Origin of the sequence: Oricola nitratireducens (genome assembly GCF_014904745.1) — a bacterium.
Taxonomy (GTDB): domain Bacteria; phylum Pseudomonadota; class Alphaproteobacteria; order Rhizobiales; family Rhizobiaceae; genus Oricola; species Oricola nitratireducens.
On sequence record NZ_JACZCS010000008.1, the window covers coordinates 151,562 to 178,416 of the forward strand.

A 26,855-nucleotide genomic window follows, 5' to 3' on the forward strand; every position below is an offset into this window, starting at 1 on the left:
GCCTCAGCCCAGTTCGTAGAATTCGCGCTTCACCGCCGCCGTGATGTCGCGACGGTACTGGGCGGCGATGATGGCGCCCTTTTCCGGGCTCGCGCCCCTGGCGGAGATCAGCGAGCCTTCCGGCGCCACCCATTCGCGGCGCGGCGGCCAGACATCATAGCACGGCGCGTCTGCCGCTTCGTTGTCGGGCACCTTGTCGAACCTGACCAGCTCGGGGTGGAAATTCATCATCAGCGAGGTTTCGAGCACGGCAGCGTGTTCCAGTTCGATACCGGGGTAGCCGTCGGGGAAGACCGCGGCAAGGGTTTCCTCGGTGAGGAATTCCCAGTGCTGCAGGCACATCACGCGGACGCCCTTGTCGGCGATTTCGCGCATGGCAAGGTCGATGCCCTCGTTGAGGAACCAGAGGTTCTCGTAATTGCCGTCGAGAACGCAGATGCGGCGCGCGCCATGGCGTACCAGTTCGCGGATGACGTCGCGCACCACGGCGGACAGCGTAGCGCCGTCAAGGCCGGTTGAGCCCGGAAAGAACGGGCCGCCGGCCGAACGCGTCATTGACTTGTAGCCGTAGGTCACCGGAGCGGCTACGACGCCGCCGACCTCGGTCGCGACTTCGCGGGCGATCGCCGAGGGCAGCAGGTAGTCGACCGACATCGGCAGATGGGGGCCGTGCTGTTCGAGCGCACCGGTCGGCAGGAACACGACGGGATTACTTTCCAGCGCGGCTGCGTATTCCGGCCATGTCATTTCCGACATCATCACCGACGAGGTCATGGGTACTCCTTCGCTTAGTCCTTGGCGCCTTCTTCGCGCATCAGGCGCATGATCTGGCGTTCGATCTCGCTGTAGCCATCGAGATCGATGACCTTTTCCTTTTCGGTGATCCGCTTCCCGTTCTTGAATTCGGGGACGATCTCGCATTTCACGCGGCCGGGATGGCGCGACATGAAGACGATCTTGTCGGCGAGGAAGATCGCTTCCTCGATATCGTGGGTCACCATCACGATGGTGGTCCTGGTGCTCTCGGCGATCTCGACGAGCAGTTCCTGCATGTGCCAGCGGGTCTCGGCGTCGAGCGCGCCGAAAGGCTCGTCCATGAGCAGGAGCTCGGGACCGTTGGCGAGCGTGCGGGCGATCGCCACACGCTGGCGCATGCCGCCGGAAAGCTGGGTCGGATAGGCGTCGGCGAACTTCGTCAGCCCGACCAGCCTGATGTAGTGGTCGGCGCGGTCGCGCCGCTCGCTGGCTGGCACGCCGTTGATCTTCATGCCGAACTCGACGTTCCTGCGCACGCTCATCCAGTCGAACGACGTGTAGGCCTGGAACACCATGCCGCGGTCGCGGCCGGGACCGTCGATGTGGCGGCCCTCCAGCATGAGGTCGCCGGATGTCGGCGTCTCGAGGCCGGCCATCATACGCAGCACGGTGGACTTGCCGCAGCCCGACGGGCCGAGGATGACGCATATCTCGTTGCGGCTGACGCCGAAGGAGACGCCGGTGATGGCTTCGAGCGTCTTTCCCTTGCCGAGATCGAACGATTTGGAGATGCCGTCCAGCGTCAGGATCGGCGCCTGTTCGGCCGCTGCTTCCTTGGCGGGGCTCATCGCCGTTTCTCCTGGATATAGGGGAAGAGCTGGCGGTGCAGGCGCACGAAGAGGAGATCGAAGATCAACCCGAGCGCGCCGATCACGATGATGCCGGCCATGATCTCGTCGGTGTGGAGGAAGCGGCGGGCGCGCATCATCATGGCACCGATACCTGTGGTCGAGGCGACGATCTCGGCGATGACAAGGTAGGTCCAGGTGACGGCGAGCATCTGGCGCATGGCGATGACGATTTCCGGCAATACCGCGGGCAAAATGACCGAGCGGACCGTGACGTAGCGGTTGGCGCCGAGCGTCAGCGCGGTTTCGACGAGTTCGTGGCGGACATTCTTGGTGTGGTCCATGACGAGCGTGATCAGCAAGAAGACCACGCCGATAAAGAGCAGGGCCAGTTTTGGCGTTTCGCCGGTGCCGAACCACATCAGCAGAATCGGGATGAAGGACGGTGCGGGCAGGTAACGCCAGGCCGAGACGAAAGGATTGACGATTCCCTCGACGGCCGGGAAGGAGCCCATCATGACGCCGAGCGGAATGGCGACGATCGAGGCTAACAGAAAGGCGATCAGCACGCGCATGATGCTGATCAGGACGTCCGCAGCGAATGCGCGCTCGGCGAACAGATCATAGATCGTGAAGAGGACTTTCTGCGGTGCCGGAACGAGAAGCTCGTTGACCATGCCGCTTGCCGAAGCCGCGGCCCAGATCCCGAAGAACACGACCCATATGGCGATGGCGGAAAGGACGGCCTGCCGTTTCGAGACGGGCTTTCTGACTTCGAGAAAGTGGCGCCGCCTGGGAGGCGCGCTGACAGATTCCGACATGGGGCCCTCACTGGCTTCCGGCGCGGTTGCGAGGAAAAGTGCGGTGCGCGGGCCGAAACCCGCGCGCCGCAATCACACACATCAGTTGGCCGTGAAGGACTGCCGGTAGCCGCTGGCCACCAGATCGCCCATCAGGCTGCAGTCGATGCCTTTCGCGGCATCGATCTTGTTATTCATCAAGCCGAGCTTGATCCACCAATCGTTGGTGAGCGAAACCACATCGGCCATCGAGCCGTTGGCGAGACCGAACGGGGGCTCGCCGTCGAGAACGCCGCAGACGCGGGCGGACTCGTCGAAATCGTACATGTAGATGCCGCCCTCGAAGCTCTTGCCGTTGGTGCCGATCACGAAGCCGACGTCTTCGGCCGGCCACTTCAGGTAGTCGGCGATGAGCTGGTTGGTTTCCTCGGTGTGGTCATGCCAGTAGCCGAGACCATCCCAGCGCGCCTTCAGGACGGCGGCGGCCGCCTTGCGGTTCTTTTCGATGAAGCCCTTGTTCATGAACATGGAGTCCATGAAGATGCCGGTCTTCAGCATCGCCGGGTCGGCGGTGTTAACGACGCTGCGTGCGCCCGGCATCGCCTCGAGGACCTTGGTGATCCAAGGTTCGTACATGTAGGCGGCGGACAGGTCGCCCGACAGCATCGGACCGACGGCCTCGTCGGCGTTGAGGTTGACCCATTCGACCTGGTCCGGTGCGATGCCCTGGCTGTCGAGCCACAGGCCCATCAGCAGGTGGCCGATATAGGCCTGCGGAGCGGAAACCTTCTTGCCGGGGAGATCTGCCGGCTCGACGTCCGGCGCCATGATGATGTGGTCGACGCCGTAGGACGGGTTCATGAAGGCAACGTTGACGACATCGGTGCCGCTGTCGACGGTGAGCGGGATGTAGTCGGCCGTGCAGCCGTAGACATCGATCTGGCCGGCCGCCAGAGCCGAGTGGCCGCCAAGCGGATCCTCGAAGATGGTCAGGTTCAGGTCGTAGTCGGGGATGAGGTTCTTCTGCCGGGCGACCTCGAGCATGGCGTAGCCCGGCCACGAGACGCAGATCCCGACATTGATCGTTTCCTTCGCTTGCGCGGCAGGCATGGACAGGGCGGTCGCCATGGCGGCGGCACCCACGAGAGAGAGGAACTTGTTCAGCATTGTGCACACTCCAGGTGACGAGACGCTCCCAATCTAGGCATATAAAAAAATGAATATCAATAAAATTTTTAGTGGAGTAAAAGTTTTTATTGTGGCACAAGAAAATGCAACCGAACGGACCTGATTCATGTCGAGCCTGAGAGAGCGCCAGAAGAGCAATCGCCGCCGCAACATCCTGCAGGCGGCGCGCGGGCTTTTTTCCAGCAACGGATTCGATGCCACGACAATCGAGATGATTGCCGAGAAGGCGGAGGTCTCGAGCGTGACCGTCTACAATTACTATGGTACCAAAACCCATCTGCTGCTCGCGCTGGTTGCTGAGAGCGACACGCTGCTGATGGAGCGGATCGGGGCCGTTCTTTCCGATCCGCCGGACGACATCGTCGAGGCGTTCGCCGCGTTTTCCGAGGTGATCCGCGATCACGCGCTGTCGTTCCTGACCAAGCCGTTGTGGCGGCAGGTGATCGCAGCGAGCATCATCGAGGGCAACTCAAACTTCGGTCGCGCCTATGCGCGGCTCGACCGCGAGCTTGCCCGGCAGCTCTCCCTGATCCTTGCCAAGCTTCGCGAGCGCGGCCATCTCAGGACCGATTCCGATATCGACATCCTCGGCGAAAGCCTGTTCCATCTGCAGAATGCCCGCTTCACCCAGTTCATCTCGATCGATGAACTCAAGAACGAAACGGTCGACCGGTATTTGCGCGAGGACATCGCGGCCTTGCTGTCGGCGTCGCCAGCCTGACCGCGCGACACAGGTAAATCGTAATAGCGGCTATCCTGTTGCGGGAAAACGTCTTTCGGCACTTTGCAAGACATGGGGCCGCGCTTAATCTCCTCCCGTAAATGCGGAGGGGAGCCCCTGATGACAAGCTGGTTGACAATTTTCTCGCGTGCGGCGGCCGTGGCGGTTCCCCTGGCGGCCGGGGCGCTGACGATCGCCTATTCCGACGTGATCAAACAGGCGCCGGCCGGCAAGGAGCGCTCGCCGCAGCCGACGCCGGTGCGGGTCATCACGCTGCAGCCGACGGACCTGGTTCCGCGCGTCACCGGTTACGGAACGATCGCCCCGGCGCGCGAATGGCGCGCGGTCGCCCGCGTGGAAGGCGAAGTGGTGCAGACCTCGGACCTGCTGGCCAATGGCGAGATCGCCGAAGCCGGCACGGAACTGCTTCGCATCGACGATACCGATCTCCGCCTGTCGCTCGCCCAGACCGACGCGCAGCTGGCGGCGCTGGACGTGAAGGACGAGACGCTTTCGGCTAGCCTGGAGATCAACAAGTCCGATCTCGAACTGAGCCGGAGCGATCTGAAGCGCCAGGAGGACCTGAATACCCAGGGCATCGCGACACAGGCCGCGCTCGACCAGATCCGGCGCCAGGAACTCGCTGCCCGCTTGAAAGTTACCGACATCGAGAACCAGCTGGCGCTCAATTCCGCCGAGCGCGAGGTCCTGAAGGCGCAGCGCGCCATTGCCGCGCGTAGCCTGGAATTCACCACCGTTACCGCGCCTTACGACGTGCGCATCGGCAGCGTCGAGGCCGAGGAAGGCCAGGTCGTGACGCGCGGCCAGACGCTGTTTACCGCCGAGGGTATCGACGCGGTGGAAATCGCCGCGCAGTTCTCGATCGGCCGGATCGGACCGCTGGTGCGTTCGCTCGGCAAGGGCGCGACGGTGATGACGCTCGATGCACGCGTTCGCCTTCCCGTTCCCGGGCACACGGTTACCTGGGACGCGACGGTCGCGCGGGTCGGCGAGGCAATCGACGCACGCACGCAAAGCGCCGCTGTCGTCGTGCGGGTCGACCAGCCGATGGCGCAGGTGCAGGCCGGACAGCGGCCGCCTCTGCGGCGCAACATGTTCGTCGAGGTGGAACTGAGCGCGCCGCCACGCAAGGCGCTGGTCGCGCCGCGCGACGCTGTGCGCGGCGGAGAGGCACTGGTGGTGACCGAAGAGGGCACGCTCGAAAAGCGCCCGGTCACGGTGGATTACAGCATCGATTCCGTTTCGGTCATTACCGGCGGGCTGAAGGCGGGCGACAGGCTGGTGGTCACCGATCCCGCCATCGCGGTGCCGGGCATGAAGGTCAAGCCGGTCGAGGACAAGGCGCTGAAAGCCGAGATCGGCAGAATGGCGATGGGCCGGGAGACGGCGGAATGATCAGGCTTTTCGCCGCGCATCCGACGGCCGCCAACATCCTCATGCTGGCCTTTCTGGGGCTGGGGCTGTTCGCGCTGCCGACATTGCAGCGCGACACGTTTCCGCTGATCCCGCCATCCGACGTCGAGGTTCGCATTTCCTATCCCGGCGCATCGCCGGCCGAAGTCGAGACGGGCATCTGTCAGGCCGTCGAGGATCCGATCCGGGCGGTCGAAAACCTTGCCGAACTCTCCTGCCTCGCGCGCGACAATCTGGCGATCGTCACCGCCGAGATGGTCGAAGGCGCGGACATGGGCCGGTTCCATGATGACGTGAAGGCGGCGGTGGCCGGCGTCAGCAGCCTGCCCGACAAGTCGGACGATCCCGTCACGCGGATCGTCGAGCGCGTGGCGACGGTGGCCTCGATTGCGGTGACCGGCCCTGATGACCCGAAGGTCCTGCTCGCCTATGCCGATCAGTTGGCGGAAAGGCTGAAGGCCGATCCGGGAATTTCGCAGGCGGCCGTGTTCGGGTTTTCCGACCGTGAGATTTCCGTCGAGATCGAGGCGAACGAATTGCAGCGTTACGGGCTGACCATCGCCGACGTCGCAAGCGCGCTCACCCGCAACAGCCTCGACATGCCGGCCGGCACGATGGAGGGCGAGCAGGGCGACGCGTCGATCCGGTTCATCGGCGAGCGGCGCAATCCGGCCGAACTCGCAACCATTCCGCTGACGGGATCGTCGGCGGGCGGCGAGGTGCTGCTCGGCGACGTGGCGAAGATCAAAACCGGGTTTTCCGATCCCTCGCAGGCGTCCTATTACAACGGCAAGCGCGCGGCGATCGTCACCGTCAGCAAGTCCGAGACGCAGGACGCGCTGAAGGTCATGGCGGCGTTGCAGCGGGTGATGGCGGCGGCGCAGGCCGAGGCGCCGGGCAATATCGAACTGGCGATCTCGCAGGATTCCACCTCCAATATCCGCGACAGGCTGCAGATCATCACCTCGAACGGTATCCAGGGCCTCGTCCTCGTGCTGGTCGTAATGTGGCTGTTTTTCGGATTCCGCTTCTCGTTCTGGGTGGCGATGGGCCTGCCGGTGTCGTTCCTCGGTACGATCTTCGCGATGCAGGTCTTCGGGCTGACGATCAACATGATGACCATGGTGGCGCTGCTCGTCGCCATCGGCCTGCTGATGGACGACGCCATCGTGATCTCGGAGAACATCATCCGGCGGCGGCAGGCGGGAGAGACGGCCCTCAAGGCGGCGATCAACGGCGCGGGGCAGGTGATGCCGGGCGTGTTCGCGTCCTTCCTGACGACGGTGATGATCGTCGGACCGCTCAGCTACATGTCGGGCAATATCGGGGCGGTGCTGAAATACATCCCGATGGTTCTGGTCATGACCCTGATCATCAGTCTGGTCGAGGCCTTCCTGATCCTGCCGAACCACATGCATCACACGCTGAAAGGCGACCTGTCGCCGGGCCGTGTCAGCCGGGCGGTGAACGGCGTCTTCGACCGCATCCGCGACAGCGTGATCGTGCCGCTGTCGGGGCTGACGCTGCGGTTCCGCTACTTGACGCTCGGCATGGCCGGGTTCCTGCTGCTGTTTTCGTTCGCGCCGTTCGCCGGCGGGTTCATCAAGTTCCAGAGTTTCCCGACGCTGGAAAGCGACACGGTGGAGGCGCGGCTGCTGCTGGTCCAGGGCTCGCCGCTGGCCCGTACGGAGCAACGGGTGGGCAAGGTCGTGTCGGCGCTGACGAAGCTCGATGAGGAACTGACGCCGCAACAGCCGAACGGCATGCCGCTGGTGCAGAGCTACACGATCTCCTACGGGGTCAATGCGGATGCGCCGGAAACCGGGCCGCATATGGCGACGGTCAGCGCCAGCCTGCTGCCGGCCGGCGTGCGCACCACGGAAGTCACCGACATCGTCGACCAGTGGAAGAAGCTGACCGGACCGATGCCGGACATGGCGGCGATGCGCTTCACCGACAAGGAACGCGGCGTCGGCGGCAAGCCGATCGACATTCGCCTGCAGGGGCCTGATCTATTGGCGCTGCAGGCCACAGCGCGCGAGATGCGCAAGTTCTTCCTCGGTTTCGCCGGCGTGCGTGACGTGACCTACGACCTGCAGCCGGGCAAGCCCGAATTCATCATCACGGTGCGGCCGACGGCGGCGAGCGCGCTCGGCGTGACCGCGCAGGGCATCGCCACGCAATTGCGCGCCGCTTTCCGCGGCGATACGGGGCTGGTGGTGCGCGACGCGCTGGGAAGCCTCGACATCACCGCGCGGCTCGATCCCGGCGACCGCAACACCGTCGCCGATCTCGCCGAAATCCGCGTCGCCGGGCCGGACGGCGCGCTGGTGCCGCTCTCGGCGGTGGCCGATATCACCGAAAGCCGCGGCTATGCGAGCATCCACCGCATCGACGGCCAGCGCACGGTCTCCGTGCAGGGATCGATCAATCCCGCCGTCGCCAATGCGCGTGAATTGATGGCGGCGCTGAAGAAGGATTTCCTGCCGAAACTGACCGACAAGCGGCCGGACGTGAAGGTCACGATCGTCGGCGAGGCCAAGGACACGGCGACGACCGGATCGTCGCTCAGCCGCAACCTGCTGATCGGGCTGATCGGCGTTTTCCTGATCCTGTCGTTCCAGTTCCGCAGCTTCATCCAGCCGCTGGCGGTGTTCGTGGCGATCCCGCTCGGGATCATCGGCGTCGTCTGGGGCCACATGGCGTTGGGGATGCAGCTGTCGCTGCCGAGCCTGGTCGGGCTCGCGACGCTGGCCGGCGTGGTGGTGAACGACTCGATCCTGCTGATTGCCTTCATCAAGGAACGTTTCAACGACGGCGACGACATGATCGAGGCGGCGCAAAACGCCGTGCGCGACCGGTTCCGCGCGATTTTCCTGACGTCGCTGACGACCGTGGTCGGGCTCGGGCCGCTGTTGTTCGAGCAAAGCACGCAGGCGCAGTTCCTGCGGCCGATCGTGGCGAGCCTCGCCTTCGGGCTGACCGGCGCGACGCTGCTGGCGCTGTTCGTCACGCCGGCGGTCTTCGTCATCCTGCACGATCTGCGGCTGATCCGCAGGGACGAGGCGCCGGAAGCCTGACGGGACGATTATTCCGGAACGCAGATATTGCGTTGCCTGATCGCGCGGGCCGTGCGGATCAGAAGGCCGGCGACGATGACGATCAGGCCGGCATAGAGGAAGCCGGCAACGAACTGGTGACCTTCGGAAGCGGTGTGCTCCGCATAGAGGAAGGACGCGATCGTCAGCGCGGCAACCGGGAAGGACAGCGCCCACCAGGACAGCGCGAAGGGGATCTGCGCGAATTTGCGGAACTGCGTCAGCACGACTCCGGCAAAGACGAAGCCGACATTCAGCAGGATGCGGGCGAAGGCGTCGATCTCGCCGGTCAGGCGGAAATAGGCGACGAATGCCACCGCCGGCGGGGCGATCAGGATGACGAGGGTCGGGACGAGGCGCGCGGGCAGCGGATCGTGGAAGATCAGCCGGTTCATCACCAGCGTCAGGAGCACGATCCAGAAGACGAGCCCGGCGGAAAAGAACAGCCACGAAAGCTCGGTGTAGCCGAGCGCCGCGCCGGAGACCGGAACGATCACGTTGCCGACCGCGGGTATGAACCAGGCCGGGCTCAGATGTCCCGGCTGGAAGGCGCGGTGGCCGATCCAGTTGGCGACGACGGTGAGGGTGAGCGCGCCCTGGGCGAGCATGCCAGCCCACCACAGGACGGTCGCGATGTCGCGATGGTGCGGCAGGATGGCGATGGACAGCAGCAGCACCGAAATCGAGATCGTCGGAAAGAAGGCGATCTTGACCGGATGGTTCCACTCCTCGATCACCGCCTTGCGGTGGATCAGCAGTTTCGAAACATAGATTACCGAGATTGCAAGCATGATCGTGGCGGATACGGCCAGGATGATGAGCGAGGCCGTCGCCTTCGCGCCGAGCGCCGTCTCGGCGGCGTGGGTGGCGAGCGTCAGGCCGAGCATGCCCATGACGATCGCGAAGAAGGTCACCGGGAAGTTTTCGAGCCGATCATCGGAGAAGTTCGGTTTTTGCATTTTGCACTCCTGTCGCACGCGGCCCGGCGTCGGCTCCTTCGCCATATATAGCAGGGACGGCGAAGCGTCCCGGCCGCGGCGCACGCCGGCAGTGGCGTGACGTCGCAATCCGGCGGACGCGGTTTACCGTTCGATCGGGGCGTCGTCCTCGGTCAGTTTACGGTCTTCCTGCAGTTCGAGCCACATCGCGTTCACGACCGCGAAGAGCGCTGCGACCGGAAGACCGAGGAGCCAAGTGAAATACCACATCGTTGTCTTCCTTCTTCAGTAAACGCTGTCGCTGTTTTCGGTGACGGAGGTCTCGGTCACCTTGCCCCACAGCACCTTGTAGACCCAGGCGGTGTAGAGGAGGATGATCGGCATGAAGATCACCGTCACGACCAGCATGACGAACAGCGTCAGGTGCGACGACGAGGCGTCCCACACGGTCAGCGACGATCTCGGATCTATCGAAGACGGCAGGATGAACGGGAACATCGTCAGCCCGACCGTCGAGATGACGCCGAAGATGCCGAGCTTCGACCACAGCAGCGTCGAGACTTCGCCGTGGCCGCGCAGGCCGCGTATGGCCATTGCCATGCCGAGGAACCCGAGGACAGGCGCAATGGCGATCCACGGGCGGACCACGTAGGCGGCGAGCCAGCTCCCGCCCTTGGCCACATCCGAATATAGCGGGTTGGATGGGCCGTCGGCGACAACCGGGCCGACGATCGCGTAGCCGTCGATGCCCAGGTATAGCCAGATGCCGGCCAGCGCGAACCCCAGGAAGGCGATGAGCCCCATGACGGTGCCGATGGAGCGGGCGCGCGCGGCGATCGCGCCCTCGGTCTTGACCGTCAGCCAGGCCGCGCCATGCATCAGCAGCATGCCGAAGGATACCAGGCCAGCGAGAATGGCGAACGGATTCAAAAGGCCAAGAAACTTGGCGTAGAACGTGCCGTCATACATCGGCAGCAGATCTTCGGTCAGGTGGAACGGCACGCCCTGCAGGACGTTTCCGACCGCGACGCCGAAGATCAGCGCCGGAACGGCGCCGCCGACGAAGAGCGCCCAGTCCCAGCCGCCGCGCCAGGCCGCGCCGTCGCGCTTGGACCGGTACTTGAAGCCGACCGGCCGCAGGATCAGCGCCGCCAGGATGGCGAACATGGCGAGATAGAAACCGGAGAAGGACACCGCGTAGAGCGGCGGCCAGGCGGCGAAGATCGCGCCGCCGCCGAGGATGAACCACACCTGGTTGCCTTCCCATACCGGGCCGACCGTGTTGATCACGACGCGGCGTTCGATATCGGTTTTTGCGACAAAGGGCAGCAGCGCGCCGACACCCATGTCGAAGCCGTCGGTGAGCGCGAAGCCGATCAGCAGTACGCCCAGAAGCAGCCACCAGACGACGCGCAGAAGTTCAAAACTGACGAGTTCGTAAAGGATCATCTCTCTTACTCCGCTGGCATGGTGACCGGGACGTTGCCGTCATGGGTCCGCAGGCGATGTTCGTGGCGCGCCATCCAGGCCTTCGTCTCCGCGACGTCCATATACGGGCCCTTGCGGATGTATTTGACCATCAGCCCCATCTCGATGATGAACAGAATGGTATAGAAGGCGACGAAGCCGGCGAGCGTGATCACCAGGTCGCCGATGCCCAGATGCGAGACCGACAAGGCGGTCGGCAGGACGCCGTCGACCGTCCATGGCTGGCGCCCGAATTCGGAGACGAACCAGCCGAGTTCGGCGGCAATCCATGGCGTCGGGATAATCGCGACCCCGAAATAGAGCGCCCAGCGCGGGAATTGCATCTTCCTGAAAGATGCGAGGTAGAAGAAATAGGCCATCACCGCGATGAAGGAGAAGCCGAGCGCCACCATGAAACGGAAGGCCCAGAATAGCGGCCATACGGTCGGAACAGTGTCATTGGCGGCCTGCAATATCTGATCTTCGGTGGCCGTGCGCGGATCCTCGACATAGCGCTTCAAAAGCAACGCATATCCGAGATCGGCGCTGTGTTCCTCGAACCTGCCACGGACATCAGGGGCGACCTCGCCGCGATCGGCGCGGATGGTCATCAGCGCGTCATAGGCGATCAGGCCGGAGCGGATGCGTTCCTCAGACCGTTTGACGAGCTCCTCGATGCCGGGAATGACCGTGTCGAGCGAGCGCGTTCCGATCAGGCCCATGGCCCATGGAATCTTGATGGCGTAGTTGGTTTCGCGCGCTTCCTGATCCGGTATGCCGAACAGGGTGAACGGAGCTGGCGCCGGTTCGGTCTCCCACATCGCCTCGATGGCCGCGAGCTTCATCTTCTGGTTCAGCGAGGTGTCATAACCGGACTCGTCACCCAGGACGACGACAGACAGAGCCGAGGCCAGGCCGAAGCTTGCCGCCACCGCGATGGAGCGGCGGGCCAGTTCGCAATGGCGTCCCTTGAGCATGTACCAAGCCGAGACGCCGAGAACGAAGACCGCGGCCGTCACATAGCCGGCGGAAACGGTGTGGACGAACTTGGCCTGCGCGACCTCGTTGAACAGCACGTCGTAGAATGAGGTCATCTCCATGCGCATGGTCATCGGATTGAACTTGGCGCCGACCGGATTCTGCATCCAGCCATTGGCGATCAGGATCCAGAGCGCGGAGAAATTCGAACCGATGGCGACAAGCCATGCGACGATTAGGTGCTGGACTTTCGACAGCTTGTCCCAGCCGAAGAAGAACAGGCCGACGAAGGTCGCCTCGAGGAAGAAGGCCATCAGCCCCTCGATCGCGAGCGGTGCGCCGAAAATGTCGCCGACATAGTGGCTGTAGTAGCTCCAGTTCATGCCGAACTGGAATTCCATCGTGATCCCGGTGGCAACGCCGAGAACGAAGTTGATACCGAACAGCGTGCCCCAGAACTTGGTCATCTGCCGCCAGATCGGACGGTTCGTCATCACATAGACCGTTTCCATGATCGCGACGATCACCGACAGCCCGAGCGTGAGCGGGACAAAAAGGAAATGATACATCGCCGTCATCGCGAATTGCAGGCGAGACAGCTCAACGACACCGAACTCCATTGCGGGTTCCTTTCTCGTTTGCGGACATGCATCCGGCTGCATGTCGCGGGGTGAGTGTTCGCATGCCCCGGCCACGGCCGGCATTGATACAAATCAAAAAGGCGCATCCATGTTGCATCTTATCGGCGCAGCCTGACCGTGCGATTGGCGAATGCCTGTTCGACCTGGCGATGAGACGCGATCAATATGGCGGAATCGGGCAGGAATCGACGGACCCCGGCGAGCACGGTTTCGGCGGTCGCTCGATCGAGGCCTTCCGTCGGCTCGTCAAGCAGGAGAAGGCGCGGCCGGCGCAAGAGAACGCGTGCAAGGGCAAGGCGGCGGCTTTCTCCGCCGGACAGTCCGGACCCGGATTCTCCGAGCCGGCTTTCGAGGCCGCCGCGTTGCGAAATGACCATGTCGAGCCCGGCGGCGGCGAGTGCTTCCCAGGCATCGGCGTCGGTGATGTCCGGGTTTGCCAGGCGAAGCGCGTCGCGAATTGTTCCGCTCAACAAGGCGCTTCTTTGCGGCAAGAGCGTAACCGTTTCACGCAGTTCTTTTTCGTCCCACCGGCCGATCGGCAACCCGTTCAACTCGGCCGATCCGCTTTCGGGAATCAAAACGCCGGCGGCGATGTGCAGAATGGTGGATTTGCCGCTTCCGCTGGAGCCGGTGAGAGCGCAGATCTCGCCTTGCCGCAAAACGAGGTCGAAACCGCTTATAACCGGCGATGCCGCGCCCTGGTGACGGAAGCCTATGCCCCGCAATGAGAGGACGGTTCCTGTGTCGATTTGTCCTGGCGGATTTTCGACACTGGCGCGCGAAGGCAGTTCAGGCGTTTGCAACATGCGCGCGACGCGGCGCGCGGCGTCGGCCATCTTGCCGTATTCCGACAAGCCGCGACGCAGCGGTACGATCGTTTCCGCAAGCGCGAGCGTCGCGAAAAAGCCGAGCGCGGCAAGCGCAGGGTCGCTTCGTCCGGACCGTGTAAGCCAGACGGCGGTGACAAGCGCGCCGGCGGCGGCGATTGTCTCGGCAAGCGACAGGACGAAGCCACCGGTGCGTTCGATCCGGTCGTTGCGGCGCATCGCGGCGCGCATGCGTTCCTCGGCGGTATGAACATGCTCCCTCTGGGCGGCGAGCCTGCCGAAGACGGCGAGTTCGCTTCGCGCGTGCAGCAAGTCGACGAGGCGCATGCGGAAGGCGTTCAATGCGAGTTGTGCCGACCGCGACGGACGCCGGGCCCTGGCGAGAACCAGCGCCAGCGCGATACTCGCGCCGGGCAGGAAACTCGCCGACAGCCAGACGACGATCGCCGGATCGACGAGATACCAAAGCGCAGCGAAGGCGATCGCGATCGCCAGCGTTCCGGCGACAACCGGGATGAAAAGCCGCAGGGCGATCCCGTCGAGGGCATCTACGTCGAGGGTCAGCCGGTTGAGCTGTTCGGAGGCCCGCAGGGCCGATTGTCGCGGGGCCGGGAGCCGCGCCAGCGCGGCCAGCAACTGGACGCGCAGCCGGGCGAGGCCGCGCAAGGTCGCGTCATGCGTCAGCATGCGCTCGCCGTAGCGCGCGGCCGTGCGCCCGAGCGCGAGAAACCGGACGCCGGCGCTCGGCCGGAAGACGTCGAAGAGAATGCCTGCGCCCGCGAGGCCGGCAACACCGGCAGCGGTGATGAACCAGCCGGACAGGCCGAGGAGACCAATACCGGCGAGAAGTACGGTCGCGGAGAGGGCCATGCCGCGCAGGAGGGACCACCATTCGAGCGACCAGATGCGTCGCGCTATCTGCAGCAGCGCAATCATGACGTCGCCTCAAGGGCGATTGTCTGATCCATGCGCCGCGCGAGGCGCATGTCATGGGTCGCAACGATGAGCGTCGCGCCGCGGGCGGCAATGGCGAGCAGTCCGTCGATGACGGCATCGGCCGTCTCGTCGTCAAGATCGGCGGTGGGTTCGTCGGCAAGGACGATATCGGCGCCGGAATATAGTGCGCGCGCCACGGTTAGCCGCCGCGCCTCACCGCCGGAAACGCCATATCCGGTTTCGCCGATGCGGGTGTCGAGGCCGCGCGGCAATGCCTGGACTATTCCAGATGCGGAGGCCCCGGCCAGTGCCCGTTCAAGCCGGGCGTCGTCGCGCTCCGGCCCGGCAAGCAGCAGATTGGCGCGCAAGCTCGCATTGACGAAATGCGGCATCTGTCCGATCCAGGTGAGGCGCGCGCGCCAGGCGTCGGCGGACGTTGCGTCGAGCGGTTGCCCGGCGACCCCGATGTGGCCTTCGGCGGCTGGAGCGAGGCCCGCCAGAAGCGACAGCAGGGTCGTCTTGCCGCTGCCGCTCTGTCCGGTGATCGCGACCGCCGATCCGGCGCCGACATGAAAATCCGGAAAACGGATGGTGCGATCCGATGGCGTTCTCCAGGCGAGCGCACCGACATCGACCGTTGCCGGGCCGGTGAGCGGCGTTGCGGGCTTTCCGTCACCGACGATGCCGAGGGCGTATTCGCGTTCGACGGCCGCGATCTCGCCGGCGACGGCCAGCGCCGCGGCCTTGTCGTGCCAGGCGGCGGCAAGGTCGCGCAGCGGCTGGAAGAAGTCCGGCGCGAGCAGGAGCAGAAATATTCCCTGCGATACCGTCAGCGGCGTCGCGTAGGCGCCGAAGGAAAACTCGCCGATCAGTGCGAAGCCGACATAGACCGCGACGAGCGCAACGCCGATGGCGGAAAACAGTTCGAGGACCGCGGAGGACAGGAAGGCGATGCGCAGGACTTCCATCGTCTGGCGGCGCAGGCGGTCGGCCGCCTGGTCGAAATCGGCGACGGCCCTGCGCGTCGCGTCGAGCAGGCGGAGATCGGCGAGCGCGCGGATGCGTTCCAGCAACAGCGCGTTCATGCCGCCGATTTCCTGCATCTGGCGCTCGCTGGCGTCGCGGGCGGCGAGGCCGACAAGCGCCATGAACACCGGGATGAGCGGCCCCGAAACGAGCAGCACCAGCCCGACCGCCCAGGAAATGGAAAAGGCGACGATCAGCAGGACGAGCGGCACGGCCCGCGTGCGCGCCATGGCGGGCGCATAGCGCGTAAGATAAGGCGTGACGGCCGACAGCTTGTCGGCGGCGAGGCTGGCGATCTCGGCGGAGGAGAATGCGCCGGCGACGACCGCCGACTTGCGGCTTTCGGCTGCCACGAGCGCCCCGCGCGCTTCGGCGATCGCCTCGTCGGCGGCGGCGAAGGCGAGGCCCTCGGCGTAACTCGTGACGGCGGCGCGGGTGATGCCGATGGCTAGGAACAGTCCAACCGCGCTCCAAACACCGAGGAAACCCGGTTCCCGGGTCACCAGCATGGCCAGAATCTGCGCGGCGCAGGCGGCCTGGGGAATCCACAGCAATGCCGAGACGACCGAGAGCGCGGATGCCGCGTTCAGGCGGCCGTGAACCGGCCGGCGGAGCCTGCGCAGGCGCTCGGACGCGCCGTCGTGCTCCTCCGTTTCTGTGATGCTCATGGGTCTGCCCGGATCCGGGTGGATGATGTTTGCGGCCTGCAGGCAGGCCGCGTCCTTTCAAATGGTCCCGAACGCAACGAAATCGAGCGGTCGATTTGTCGCGGGCAAGACGCCGACCGCAACGATCACCGAATTGACGCCGCGGTCAAGGATGTTTGCTGCGGCGAGGAGCCGCCTCAAGCGCCGTGTCGTTCGGTCTGACCGTCGCCTTTTCTCCCGTCCGGGTTGCCTGTTCCGCGAAGCAGCAGGACGAGGGGGGCGAGCAGGACGAAGCTGCCGGAGATGAAGACGAATGTATTGACGAAGCCGATCATCGCCGACTGCTCGGTCAGTTGCCGGTAGAGGATCGCGATCGTTTCGGGCGACCCCAGTTTCAGATGCAGATGCGCGAGCCAGGCCAGCATGTCCGGGTTCGAGGGCACGAGATTCGTGGCGAGGGCGCCTTTGGCTTCGGCGATCTTGCGTGTCAGTACGGTGCTTGCGATCGAGATGCCGATGCTCGAGCCGATGGTGCGGCTGAGATTGAAGATGCCCGACCCGAAATCGGTTTGCGACCTGTGCAGGGTGGCGAAGGCGAGCGTCGACAGCGGCACGAAGATCATCCCCATGCCGACACCCTGCACCATGGAGGGCAGTACGATCCAGAAGACGTCGGCCTGGAGATTGAGGACGCCCATCATGAAGGACCCGACTGCCGACAGGGTAAGCCCGGCGGTGACGAGATAGCGTGGATCTGTCCTGTTGATCAGGCCGGCAACGGTGAACATGCCGACGGCCGCGGCGAGGCCGCGCGGCGCCATGACGAGCCCGATCGTCTCGGGCGGGTAGCCGAAAAGCTGGCTCATCATGATCGGCTGCAGGGCGATGGTGCCGAACATGCCGAGCCCGAAGGCCATCATCATCAGCGAGGCGGTGGCGAGATTGCGGTCGCGCAACAGGTTGATCCTGAGGATCGCGTCATTGCGGCCGAGACTACGCAGGATAAACGCCGCGAGCCCGACGACCGCGACCACGAGCAGGGCGGTTATCAGGCCGGAATTGAACCAGTCGCGCTGGTTGCCCTGGTCGAGCATGGCCTGAAGCGCGCCGACTCCGACGGCCAGCAGCAGTGCGCCGAACCAGTCGGCGGGGACCTTGTTGCGTGTCGTCTCGCGCAGGAAGGCGCCGAGCAGGACGATATTCAACAGTCCTGTCGGCACATTGATGTAGAACACCCAACGCCAGGACAGATGTTGCGAAATATATCCGCCCAGCGTCGGACCGAGGATCGGGCCGAGCATGATGCCGATGCCCCAGATCGCCATGGCGCGGCCGCGCTTGTCGGGCGGGAACGTGTCCACCATGACGGATTGCGACACCGGCACGATGCTGGCGCCGAAGACGCCCTGCGCGAGGCGGAACAGCACCATCGCCGAAAGGGTGGTGGCCTGTCCGCAAAGCGCCGACGCGGCGACGAAACCGGTGACGCTTGCGAGCATCAGGCGTTTGCGGCCGAGACGCTGCGCAAGCACGCCGCCGAGCGGAATGACCACGGCCTCGGCGACGATATAGGAGGTCAGCACCCAGGTGATCTGGTCGCTGGTGGCGCCGAGCGCGCCCATCATCTCGTCCAGGTTCACATTGACCACCGTCATGTCGAGGATGACCATGATCGTGGCCAGCATGACGGCGATCGATACGAGCAGCGGATTGCCCGCATCGGGGCGGACGTCGGGAACGGCCGCGGTTCCCATGATCAGCCGCCGGCCGTGTCGACCGTCGCCGTGGCCGAACCGCCGACCCTGAGGGCGGCGAGGTCAGGCGAGGGATCGAGCCTGATGCGAACGGGGAAACGCTGCGTGACCTTCACCCAGTTGCCGGTGGCGTTTTCGGGCGGAAACAGCGAAAAGCTCGCGCCGCTTGCCGGGCTGACCGAGATGACAGTTCCGGAAAAGGTGACGCCGGGAACCATGTCGACCGAAACGCTTGCCTTCTGGCCGGGCTTTATTCTTGAGAGATTGCTTTCCTTGAAATTGGCATCGACCCACCAGTCGCCGGTTTCGATCAGCTGGAGCATTTCCACGCCCGACGCGGCCAGCGTGCCGGGGCGCGCCGATATCTTGCCGACAATACCGTCCGCAGGCGCGGCAATCTTCGTGTGGGCCAGATTCAATTCGGCAGCCTCGAGCTGCGCCTTCGCCGCGAGGATGAGAGGATTTTTCTCGCCGGAAACGCCGAGCTGGGCCCTGGCCGTTTCGAGTGCGCTGGCCGCAGCGTTCGCGCCGGCTTTCGCCTCGCGCAGCGCGGCCTTCTGGGTGTCGCCCTGGGCTTTCGGAACAGTTCCGTCGGCGACGAGCGGGCCGATCCTGTCCCAGGCGCTTTGCGCATCGGCGAGCACTGCCTTTTTTACCGCCAGTTGCGCCTTCGCTTCGTTGACCGCGCTTTGCAGCATTTGCACCTTCTGCCGTGCCTGCGCCAGGTTCGCCTGCGCGGCATCGACGGCGTTGCTGAAGGACGCGGGATCGATGCGGACCAGAAGGTCGCCCTTCTTCACCGGCGAGAAGGATCCGGCGCCCACCGTCTCGACCGTTCCCGTCACCTCGGGGGCGACGTGAACCACATGGGCGCCGACATAAGCGTCGTTCGTCGACGGATAGAGAGCCGCATAATGCGACCATGCCAGATAGGCCGCGATCGCGGCCGCCGCCAAAAGGACCGCGCCGGCGAGCTTGACGGCAGTTCCATGTTTCCGGCGGCCCGGACCGGCCGTTTCCGCCGGAGAGCGGGCGGGTTCGCCGCCCGCGTCATGCGCCTTCTCCGGCTGCCTGAACGCAGTCTGGGTGTCCATGGTGATAGTTCCGTTTGCGTTGTTGTCGCGTGATCGCGCGTGCCGCCTCAGTTCGCTCCGGCGACCAGCCGGTCGGCGCGGTCTGCGAAGTTCTTGATCCGGGTCCGGGCCCGGGCGCCGTCATAGCCCTCGGCCTTGAGTTCGGAGCAGTAGGCTGTGACGAGGAAATTGGTGATCTCCGCGTCGGTGACGCCGGGGTATTTTTTCCGCAGCTCCTGCGCGATGACGCCGACCGCATTGCCGGTGTCGTTCCCGGCCAGCGTGGCGCCATATTCGCGGATTTGCGGTTGCGTCTCGGTGATGATTCCGGGGCGCGGCAGCACGTGGGGAACCGGGCATTCGAGCGCCCGGGCGGGCAGCGCGGCGAAGAGGACGGGCAAGGCGATGGCCGTTGCCTTGATGAAGGAAGCGTTCATGGAAAAAGCTCCTTGTTCGCAATGGGGAAGGGGTGGCGGCCCGGCCAGCCCCAGGCCGGACCGCCTTTCGTGCCGGTCAGTTGCCGACCATGCCGCCGAGGTGAGGGAAGATGCCGATCAATCCGATGAGGATCAGATAGATCGCGACGACATAGTTCAGCACTTTCGGCACGAAGAGAATGATGAGGCCGGCAATCAGCGCCAGCAGCGGCGGGACGATGAGGATCGTGTCCATGATCTTGCCGTTCCGGCGCCGCTCAGGCGGCCTTCTTGCCCAGTTCGTGGCGCGAGCGCTCGAATGCATCGCGGACGCGCTGTTCCTGGGTGGTGTCGAGATTGGTGCGCATGATCCTGCCGCCGTTCGCGCCGAGCTTCTCGAGCACGCGGTCCGAGCTTGTCTGGCGGGCCATGATGAACAGGGCGGCCTGGCCCGGCTGCAGCGCCGCGGCGACCTCTTTCATGAAGGTGTCGTTGATGCCGTAGTCGCTCAGCGCGCCCATCACGGCGCCCGATGCCGCGCCGGCGGCCACTCCGAGCAGGGGATGCAGGAACAGGAGCCCCACCAGGATGCCCCAGAAAGCGCCGCCGCTGGCTCCGACGGTCCACAGATTGACCATCTGGTTGAGCTTGATGTGGCCGTTCTTGTCGGCCGTCGCGACAACGGCGTCGCCGACGTCGACGAGATATTCATGGGCCAGGTCGAGAAGCGTCGAGCGGGCCTTTTCTGCTTCTTCGGGTGTGTCGTACCCGATGACGATCAGTTCTGACATTGTCTTGTCTCCTTGGGTCGAGAACCATGGTCAACGATGTTGACCCCGGTCCGGGCGGCCGATTCACGGGCCGTTCGCTCTCCTCCCGATTGCCGCCCCGACCGGTTGCGCCGAGTCCGGAACGGTTTCTTCCGTGGTCGCATTCAGGGGAGCAAAGGGCATGCCATCGGATAAGGGTCTGAAAAATATGCGATAAAAGTCAGCGGCAGGGCGCGGGCGTCGCGAACTGGTTGATATCCACCGGATGCGTCGGCTTAAATCCACCACATATGGGCCACAAAGGATGGAATTGACGCCGAAACGCGCGTTTTACGGGCCTTTTGCTTGGCACAGGGCTTGCGTCGGCAACAGACAGAGACACAGGCAACGCAGAGGGGCCGCGGCAAGCGGCATCACATCGAACACCGGAATGTCGAAAAACAGAGCTCAATCGATGTCCAGCCGGATTCCGCCGTCGGACAGTATTCACCGCACGCTCCTGAAACCGTTCAGGCTGGCGTCGATCCTGGTCGCGGCGGCGCTTTTCGTGTCGCTTGGATTCTTGGCCTATACAGCGTGGTCATCGGCCAACCGCCTCGATCCGCTCGAGCGGCACCTGACGCATCTGCAGGGCCTGCAGAAGACGAGCCTCGGAATCCAGGAACTGCTGATCCGCCATCTCGAAGACAAGGCGCAGGCCGAACCCGGCGAATTCGCCGAACTGAGCGCCGGCCTCGAACAATTGTTGGAAGCCGGCGATAATCTTCATCCCGACACGCCGGACAGTTTGCGCCGGGCGCGCGACCTGCTGGATTCCGGCGGCGGGGATTCTCAGGCCAGCCTGCTTTCGGCACTGCAGGTGATCAGGCACGCGCTGAGCGAGGAAAACGACCTGCAGCGCCAGGCCGTCATGTCTACGCGCAGATCAGCCGAAACCGAATTCGCCGTCGCCGCGGTCGCGATGCTGCTGGTGCCGCTTTCCACCATGCTGCTGCTCGCCTATATCCGGCACCGGTCATTCCGCTCGATCGGCATGTTGTCGAACCTGCTCGACAATGTCGGCAATCTGGATTTCCGGACGATGGATGAGGTCGCGGCCGACGACCCGCTGGCCGGGGTGTTCGAGCGCTACAATCAGATGACGGCGAAGCTGCGCGAGGCGAATGACGCCGCCAGCCAACGGGCCGAGAACCTGGAAAACCAGGTTCGCACCGCCTCGGAGACCCTGCTGCGGCAGCAATCGGAGCTGGAAAACGGCGCCAGGCTTGCCGCCCTCGGCGAGTTCTCGGCGCGTGTCGCGCATGAATTGCGCAACCCTATTTCGGGCATCACGGTCGCGCTGCGCAATCTCGAAACGGAAATCGAGGAACCCGAACACGTCGAACGCGTGGCGCTGATCGCCGACGAGATGGATCGCGTGACCCGGCTGCTCAATTCCCTGCTGGAAAAGGCGCCGGGCAAGCCCGAAACCCCGGTCCGGGTCAATATGACGGCGCTGGTCGGCGACGTCGCACGGCTGTTCCGGTACCAGCTTCCGCCCGGGGTGGCGGTCGAAACGGATGTCGAGGACGCGTTCTGCATGCTGCCCCGCGATACCGTTCGCCAGGTCCTCATCAATCTCCTGAAGAATTCCGGCGAGGCGATCGGCGGCGATGCGGGTGTCATCGGCGTCGAGATGAAGCGGACGGGAAACACCTGCCGGCTCGTCGTGTCGGACAGCGGTCCGGGTTATCCCGACGATCTGCTGAAGCAGGGGGTACGGCCTTTCCAGACCGGCAAGACGAGCGGGACCGGGCTTGGCATGTCGGTGATCCAGCGGCTCGTGCAATCGGTTGGCGGGGGAATCGATCTCTCGCGCGGACCCAATGGCGGGGCGGTGACCACCGTGACCCTACCCTTCGAGGACTAGAACGATGCGCACCATGATGATCATCGAGGACGAGAGGCTGCTCGGCAGCGAACTGAAGCGCCGTTTCGAGCGGGAAGGCTGGCAGGTGACGCTGTCTTCGACGATCGGCGATGCGCGGCGGCTGGTCATCGAACTCGGCCACGAACCCTCGGTGGTGCTGTCGGACATGAGCCTGCCGGACGGCAACGGCCTGGATTTCCTGGAGGAGGTGCGCGACGCGGGTGCGGGCGGCGAATGGATCTTCCTGTCGGGCTACGGAACGCACAGCGACATTCAGCGGGCGCTCAAGCTCGGCGCGCTCGATTTCCTGGCCAAGCCGATCGACTATCACAAACTCGACCTGATCATCGCCGCGGCGACCCGCGGCGCCAAGGCGCGCCAGCAATTGAGTGACGCCGCGCGCTCGGCAGCGCAGCGCTTCACGCCCGGCAGCTTCCTGGGGAAGAGCCCGGCCGCTGCCCGGGTGCGCACCATGCTCGAACAATTGTCGGGGCTTCCCGCCTCCAGCATCCTGCTCGGTGGCGAAACCGGAACCGGCAAGGGGCTGGTCGCCAAGATCCTGCATTATGCGGGCATGCGCAGCGAGGGCCCGTTCATCGACGTCAATTGCGCGGCCTTTCCGCGCGAACTGCTGGAATCGGAATTGTTCGGTCACGAGCCGGGATCGTTCACCGGCGCCAAGGGCCGGCATCGCGGACTGTTCGAGCAGGCCGACGGCGGAACGCTTTTCCTCGACGAGATCGGCGAAATGGATTTCAACCTGCAATCGAAACTGCTGAAGGCGCTGGAGGACCAGAGTTTCCGCCGGGTCGGCGGCGAGCAGCAGATCAAGGTCGACGTCCAGCTGATCGCCGCGTCGAACCGCGACCTGAAAGAAGCGGCGGACAAGGGCAAGTTCCGCAGCGATCTCTATCACCGGATCTCGGTCTTCGAAATCATCCTCCCGAACCTGCGCGACCGTCCCGAGGACATTCCGGAACTGGTCGAGGCGATGATAGGCGAATTCGATCAGCGCGCCGGAAAGACCGTCACCAGCGTTCCCGACGCGGTGTGGTCCGCGCTTCGCGATTATCCCTGGCCGGGCAATGTGCGCGAATTGCGCAACGTGATCGAGAGATCGGTTCTTCTGTCGAAGGGAAGCGAGCTGTCGGGCGACTGGCTCGGCTTACCGGCCGCCGGCGGGGGTCCCAAACCGGCAGGGGGCGATAGCGGCCGGGATGGCGACTACTGGATCCGCCTGCCGCTCGACGGATCGATGGCGCTGGACGAGATGGACCGCTTCATCATCGCGACGGCGCTGGAACGGCACGACTACAATGTCATGGCCACGGCCCGGGCGCTCGGCACGACCCGCGAGACGCTGCGTTACAGAATGCAGAAATACGGCCTGTCGAAGACGCTGCTGGCGAGCGCCGGCGGCAGGCACGGTATTGGATGACCGGCTTGGTCGCGGCAATCGTGCAGTACGGCTATCCGGTGGTGGTGCTGGCCGTCGCGCTGGAATCGCTGGGACTGCCGCTGCCGGGCGAGGCGCTGATGATCGCGCTTGGCGCGTCGGCGGCCACGGAGCATCTGAATATCGCGGTGATCTTCCTTTCGGTGTGGGCCGGGTCGGTGATCGGGGACAATATCGGTTTCCTGATCGGGCGGCGATATGGCGGCAAGGCCGTGTCTGTCCTCGGCAGGCGCGCCGGCCTCACGGAGACGCGGTTTGCGGCCATCGAGGCATCGTTTCGCCGTTACGGTGTTTTCGTCGTCGTCTTTGCCCGTTTCTTCGTGCTGCTGCGGCAGTTGAACGGCGTCATGTCGGGCAGCCTCGGACTTCCGTGGTGGCGTTTCCTCCTGGCCAACGTGGTCGGCGCCGCCCTGTGGGCCGGCTTCTGGCTCTATGCGAGTTCGCGCCTGTCGGCCGGTTTCATCTCCGCGATCGAAGGGGCGCACCGGATCAAGGTGGTCCTATTCAGCATGCTGATTGTCGGCGGTCTCGTCATGATTGCCATCTGGCTGTTGCGCCGGCGGCGGACAAACCGATAGCGCTCGCTTACGGTTTAAGTGAACCATTTGCTGGCTGAAAACCACCCGAAGCAGCGGGTCTCGGATCGAAAATCAAGGTAAAACAGGTGCTTACAGTTCGGCATGGTTCTTGCGAGGTTGGCATGCAGTCAACCATGGGAGAGAGCCATGACAATGAAGGCACATACCGCAGTCACCGATGTATCGAATTCCGCGGACGGTTACGTCCTGCGCGAAGCTGTCGCCGTATTCGACAGCGAGGAGGCGTTCCTCGGGGCGGTCGACGATTTGCAGGAGCACGGCTTCGACCGTTCGGAACTCTCCGTTCTGGCGGATGGCCGGTATATCGGCAGCGGCGTCAGCCGGCTCTTTGCCGGCGCAAGGGCGCTTACCGATATCGACAGTCTCCCGCGCGCTGCGGTGGTCAGCCCCGACGCGCTCGCGGAAGCCGAGGCGGCGGCAGTCGGCCTTCCTGTCTATATCGGGACGCTGGGTGGATTCCTTGCCGCTGCCGCCACAGGCGGGGCCCTGGCAGCCACCATACCGCTGGCGCTTGCCGGCGGGCTTGCCGGCGGCGGCCTTGGCGCGCTCGGCGCGCGGATCATTTCGGATCGGCACCGTTCCGCCATCGAACGGCAACTGGATGTCGGAGGCATCGTCCTGTGGGTGCGGACCCGAACCCCGGATTTCGAGGAGCGCGCCCTGAGCATTCTCAAATCGGCCGGCGGAACCGACGCCCATGTTCATGAAGCGGTCGTGCGCTGGGGGGTCGACGATATCCCGCTTTCGCATGTCAATCCCGATCCGCTGCTCGAACGGAGCGCCGAATACGACTGACGGCGCGAGCCGGATTTCCGGCACCCCGGCCTGTCCCGCAAGAAAGGAAAACCGTGATGATCGTGAACAGCAAACGGCTGCTGCCGGCACTCGCCGCCGCCGCCATCGCCCTTTCCGCCATGCCGGCCCTTTCGGCAACCACGCAGGACGCGGCCGGGGCGCCGGACGCGCATCCCAAGGTCGACAGCCCCGTCCTGTTCGGCAGCATTGACACCATGCCGGCCAATCTTGTCAGCAACATCATCGGCCACGAAGTCTATACCGAGGACGAAAAGGATCTCGGCACGGTGTCGGACATCGTGCTGGACGACAGCAACCGGATGATCGCGCTGAAGGTCGGCGTCGGCGGCTTCCTCGGGGTCGACGAGACCTATCTGGCGGTGCCCATCGGGGATGTGCGGTTCAGCTATGTCGACGGGCACCTGCGGATCGGAACCGATCTCGTCGAACAGGACATTCGTGACGCGACCGGCCATTAGGCGCGGCGGTAACCGGACGCATCATATCCACCATTCGGGGCGGTTGAAATCCACCATCAGTCGTGCGGTTCGGAAAATAAACACAATGAAATCAATATATTATGCTTGGCACGATTGCTGCGTTTGTACTCGTAGAAAGCGAAAGGCAAACGGGCATGAACCAGATCGAGCAATTTCCTCCACACCACCTCTACCGCGAAACGGCATTCGTCCTGCAGGGCGGCGGCGCGCTCGGCGCCTACCAGGCGGGTGTCTACGAGGCGATGGCGGCGGCGAAGGTTCATCCACGCTGGTTTGCCGGTATCTCCATCGGCGCCATCAATGCGGCGATCATGGCCGGCAACAAGCCGGAAGAGCGCGTCGACAAGCTGAGGTCCTTCTGGACCAGGGTGACCACCGACCTGCCGCAATCGTTCTACGTGCTCGACGATACCTATTCGCGGCGCGCATTCGGTGCGCTGCACAGCATGAGCGCCGTGGCCGGGGGCATTTCCGGTTTCTTCAAACCGCGCGCGCATCCGGCGGTCCTGCAACTGCCCGGCGCCGCCGACGCGTTGAGCGTCTATGATACGGGACCGCTGCGCGAGACGCTCGAGGAGCATGTCGATTTCGAGCTGATCAACAGCGGGCACAACCGTCTCAGCCTTGGCGCGGTCAATGTGCGGACAGGCAATTTCACCTATTTCGATAACGAGCGGCTGAAGATCGGTCCCGAGCATGTGATGGCCAGCGGCGCGCTGCCGCCGGGATTTCCGCCGATCGAGATCGACGGGGAATATTACTGGGACGGCGGGCTCGTTTCCAATACGCCGCTCAGCTACGTGCTCGGCGATGCGCCGGCCGGAAGCATGCTGGTGTTCCAGGTCGATCTCTACAGCGCCTCCGGGCCTTTCCCGGAGACGATCGGGGACGTGGAAGAGCGCCGCAAGGACATCGTCTATTCCAGCCGCACCCGCATGAACACGGACATGTTCCGGGAAAAGCAGGCGTTGCGCCAGGCGGTCGCCGAACTGGCGGAGAGGCTGCCCGAGAACGTGCGTGAAGATCCCGAAGTCGCGTCGCTGACAGCGCTTGGATCGGAACACGCCATTTCCGTCATTCATCTCATCTACCGCCGCCGCGCCTATGACGGCCCGGCGAAGGATTTCGAGTTTTCCCGCCGCTCGATGAGGGAGCATTGGACGGCGGGACGTGCGGACGCAGTCCGCACGCTGCGTGCCGTCGACTGGCGGACCCCGCCCACGCCGGCCGACGGTATCGCGGTGTACGACATGAACCGCTCGGGCGTCGTCTGAGCAA

24 protein-coding genes are annotated in these 26,855 nt (G+C 64.4%); 9 read left to right on the forward strand and 15 right to left on the reverse strand.

Going from position 1 to position 26,855, the window contains the following annotated elements:
• Window positions 1-3 precede the first annotated feature (3 nt).
• From IG169_RS04955 to IG169_RS04970, 4 genes are all read right to left on the reverse strand, one after another.
• Complete coding sequence (locus IG169_RS04955) at window positions 4-774, reverse strand: creatininase (protein ID WP_193175053.1); 771 nt, start codon at window positions 772-774, stop codon at window positions 4-6.
• 14 nt (window positions 775-788) lie between these two features.
• Complete coding sequence (locus IG169_RS04960) at window positions 789-1,604, reverse strand: ABC transporter ATP-binding protein (protein ID WP_193175054.1); 816 nt, start codon at window positions 1,602-1,604, stop codon at window positions 789-791.
• Window positions 1,601-2,425, reverse strand: coding sequence for an ABC transporter permease (locus IG169_RS04965; RefSeq protein WP_193175055.1), 825 nt, complete (start codon window positions 2,423-2,425; stop codon window positions 1,601-1,603). Before IG169_RS04965 ends, IG169_RS04960 begins: the two co-directional genes overlap by 4 nt.
• 81 nt (window positions 2,426-2,506) lie before the next feature.
• Window positions 2,507-3,571 carry an ABC transporter substrate-binding protein gene (locus IG169_RS04970; protein ID WP_193175056.1) on the reverse strand — a complete coding sequence of 355 codons (1,065 nt, stop codon included), beginning with the start codon at window positions 3,569-3,571 and terminating at the stop codon, window positions 2,507-2,509.
• Between the two features lie 127 nt (window positions 3,572-3,698).
• Between IG169_RS04970 and IG169_RS04975 the strand changes: the two genes are divergently transcribed.
• The 3 genes from IG169_RS04975 to IG169_RS04985 all read left to right on the forward strand — a co-directional run bounded on the left by IG169_RS04975 (window position 3,699) and on the right by IG169_RS04985 (window position 8,827).
• Window positions 3,699-4,313: a TetR/AcrR family transcriptional regulator gene (locus IG169_RS04975; RefSeq protein WP_193175057.1), complete on the forward strand. Its 615-nt coding sequence runs from the start codon at window positions 3,699-3,701 to the stop codon at window positions 4,311-4,313.
• Window positions 4,314-4,433: 120 nt separating this feature from the next.
• The gene (locus IG169_RS04980; RefSeq protein WP_193175058.1) at window positions 4,434-5,729 is read left to right on the forward strand and encodes an efflux RND transporter periplasmic adaptor subunit; all 1,296 of its coding nucleotides are present in this window, start codon (window positions 4,434-4,436) and stop codon (window positions 5,727-5,729) included.
• Window positions 5,726-8,827: an efflux RND transporter permease subunit gene (locus IG169_RS04985; RefSeq protein ID WP_193175059.1), complete on the forward strand. Its 3,102-nt coding sequence runs from the start codon at window positions 5,726-5,728 to the stop codon at window positions 8,825-8,827. Before IG169_RS04980 ends, IG169_RS04985 begins: the two co-directional genes overlap by 4 nt.
• A gap of 8 nt (window positions 8,828-8,835) precedes the next feature.
• Here the strand turns inward: IG169_RS04985 and IG169_RS04990 are convergent, their stop codons facing one another.
• From IG169_RS04990 to IG169_RS05040, 11 genes are all read right to left on the reverse strand, one after another.
• Complete coding sequence (locus IG169_RS04990; protein WP_193175060.1) at window positions 8,836-9,804, reverse strand: SLAC1 anion channel family protein; 969 nt, start codon at window positions 9,802-9,804, stop codon at window positions 8,836-8,838.
• 123 nt (window positions 9,805-9,927) lie between these two features.
• Window positions 9,928-10,053, reverse strand: coding sequence for a cytochrome bd-I oxidase subunit CydX (gene cydX / locus IG169_RS04995; RefSeq protein WP_193175061.1), 126 nt, complete (start codon window positions 10,051-10,053; stop codon window positions 9,928-9,930).
• A 15-nt stretch (window positions 10,054-10,068) separates the two neighbouring features.
• A complete protein-coding gene (gene cydB, locus IG169_RS05000) occupies window positions 10,069-11,232 on the reverse strand; it encodes a cytochrome d ubiquinol oxidase subunit II (RefSeq protein WP_193175062.1) in 1,164 nt (387 codons plus the stop codon).
• A gap of 5 nt (window positions 11,233-11,237) precedes the next feature.
• Window positions 11,238-12,848: a cytochrome ubiquinol oxidase subunit I gene (locus IG169_RS05005; protein WP_193175063.1), complete on the reverse strand. Its 1,611-nt coding sequence runs from the start codon at window positions 12,846-12,848 to the stop codon at window positions 11,238-11,240.
• Window positions 12,849-12,967: 119 nt separating this feature from the next.
• Complete coding sequence (cydC, locus tag IG169_RS05010) at window positions 12,968-14,632, reverse strand: thiol reductant ABC exporter subunit CydC (RefSeq protein WP_193175064.1); 1,665 nt, start codon at window positions 14,630-14,632, stop codon at window positions 12,968-12,970.
• Window positions 14,629-16,326: a thiol reductant ABC exporter subunit CydD gene (cydD, locus tag IG169_RS05015; RefSeq protein ID WP_193175065.1), complete on the reverse strand. Its 1,698-nt coding sequence runs from the start codon at window positions 16,324-16,326 to the stop codon at window positions 14,629-14,631. The genes cydC and cydD overlap by 4 nt, the downstream gene beginning before the upstream one ends.
• A gap of 176 nt (window positions 16,327-16,502) precedes the next feature.
• A complete protein-coding gene (locus tag IG169_RS05020; RefSeq protein WP_193175066.1) occupies window positions 16,503-18,059 on the reverse strand; it encodes a DHA2 family efflux MFS transporter permease subunit in 1,557 nt (518 codons plus the stop codon).
• A 2-nt stretch (window positions 18,060-18,061) separates the two neighbouring features.
• Complete coding sequence (locus IG169_RS05025; RefSeq protein WP_193175067.1) at window positions 18,062-19,153, reverse strand: HlyD family secretion protein; 1,092 nt, start codon at window positions 19,151-19,153, stop codon at window positions 18,062-18,064.
• A 47-nt stretch (window positions 19,154-19,200) separates the two neighbouring features.
• A complete protein-coding gene (locus tag IG169_RS05030; protein WP_193175068.1) occupies window positions 19,201-19,569 on the reverse strand; it encodes a hypothetical protein in 369 nt (122 codons plus the stop codon).
• 76 nt (window positions 19,570-19,645) lie between these two features.
• The gene (locus IG169_RS05035; protein WP_193175069.1) at window positions 19,646-19,804 is read right to left on the reverse strand and encodes a DUF3096 domain-containing protein; all 159 of its coding nucleotides are present in this window, start codon (window positions 19,802-19,804) and stop codon (window positions 19,646-19,648) included.
• A 22-nt stretch (window positions 19,805-19,826) separates the two neighbouring features.
• On the reverse strand, window positions 19,827-20,339 hold the full coding sequence (locus IG169_RS05040; protein WP_193175070.1) for a DUF1269 domain-containing protein: 513 nt from the start codon (window positions 20,337-20,339) through the stop codon (window positions 19,827-19,829).
• A gap of 433 nt (window positions 20,340-20,772) precedes the next feature.
• Between IG169_RS05040 and IG169_RS05045 the strand changes: the two genes are divergently transcribed.
• From IG169_RS05045 to IG169_RS05070, 6 genes are all read left to right on the forward strand, one after another.
• A complete protein-coding gene (locus tag IG169_RS05045) occupies window positions 20,773-22,227 on the forward strand; it encodes a sensor histidine kinase (protein WP_193175071.1) in 1,455 nt (484 codons plus the stop codon).
• A 4-nt stretch (window positions 22,228-22,231) separates the two neighbouring features.
• Complete coding sequence (locus tag IG169_RS05050; RefSeq protein ID WP_193175072.1) at window positions 22,232-23,665, forward strand: sigma-54-dependent transcriptional regulator; 1,434 nt, start codon at window positions 22,232-22,234, stop codon at window positions 23,663-23,665.
• Entirely contained in the window at window positions 23,662-24,261 is a 600-nt protein-coding gene (locus tag IG169_RS05055; protein WP_193175073.1) for a DedA family protein, read from the forward strand. The genes IG169_RS05050 and IG169_RS05055 overlap by 4 nt, the downstream gene beginning before the upstream one ends.
• Window positions 24,262-24,408: 147 nt before the next feature.
• Complete coding sequence (locus IG169_RS05060) at window positions 24,409-25,077, forward strand: hypothetical protein (protein WP_193175074.1); 669 nt, start codon at window positions 24,409-24,411, stop codon at window positions 25,075-25,077.
• Window positions 25,078-25,133: 56 nt separating this feature from the next.
• Window positions 25,134-25,556, forward strand: a complete 423-nt coding sequence (locus IG169_RS05065) for a PRC-barrel domain-containing protein (RefSeq protein WP_193175075.1) — start codon at window positions 25,134-25,136, stop codon at window positions 25,554-25,556.
• A 155-nt stretch (window positions 25,557-25,711) separates the two neighbouring features.
• Window positions 25,712-26,851, forward strand: coding sequence for a patatin-like phospholipase family protein (locus IG169_RS05070; protein ID WP_193175076.1), 1,140 nt, complete (start codon window positions 25,712-25,714; stop codon window positions 26,849-26,851).
• The last annotated feature ends 4 nt before the right edge of the window (window positions 26,852-26,855 follow it).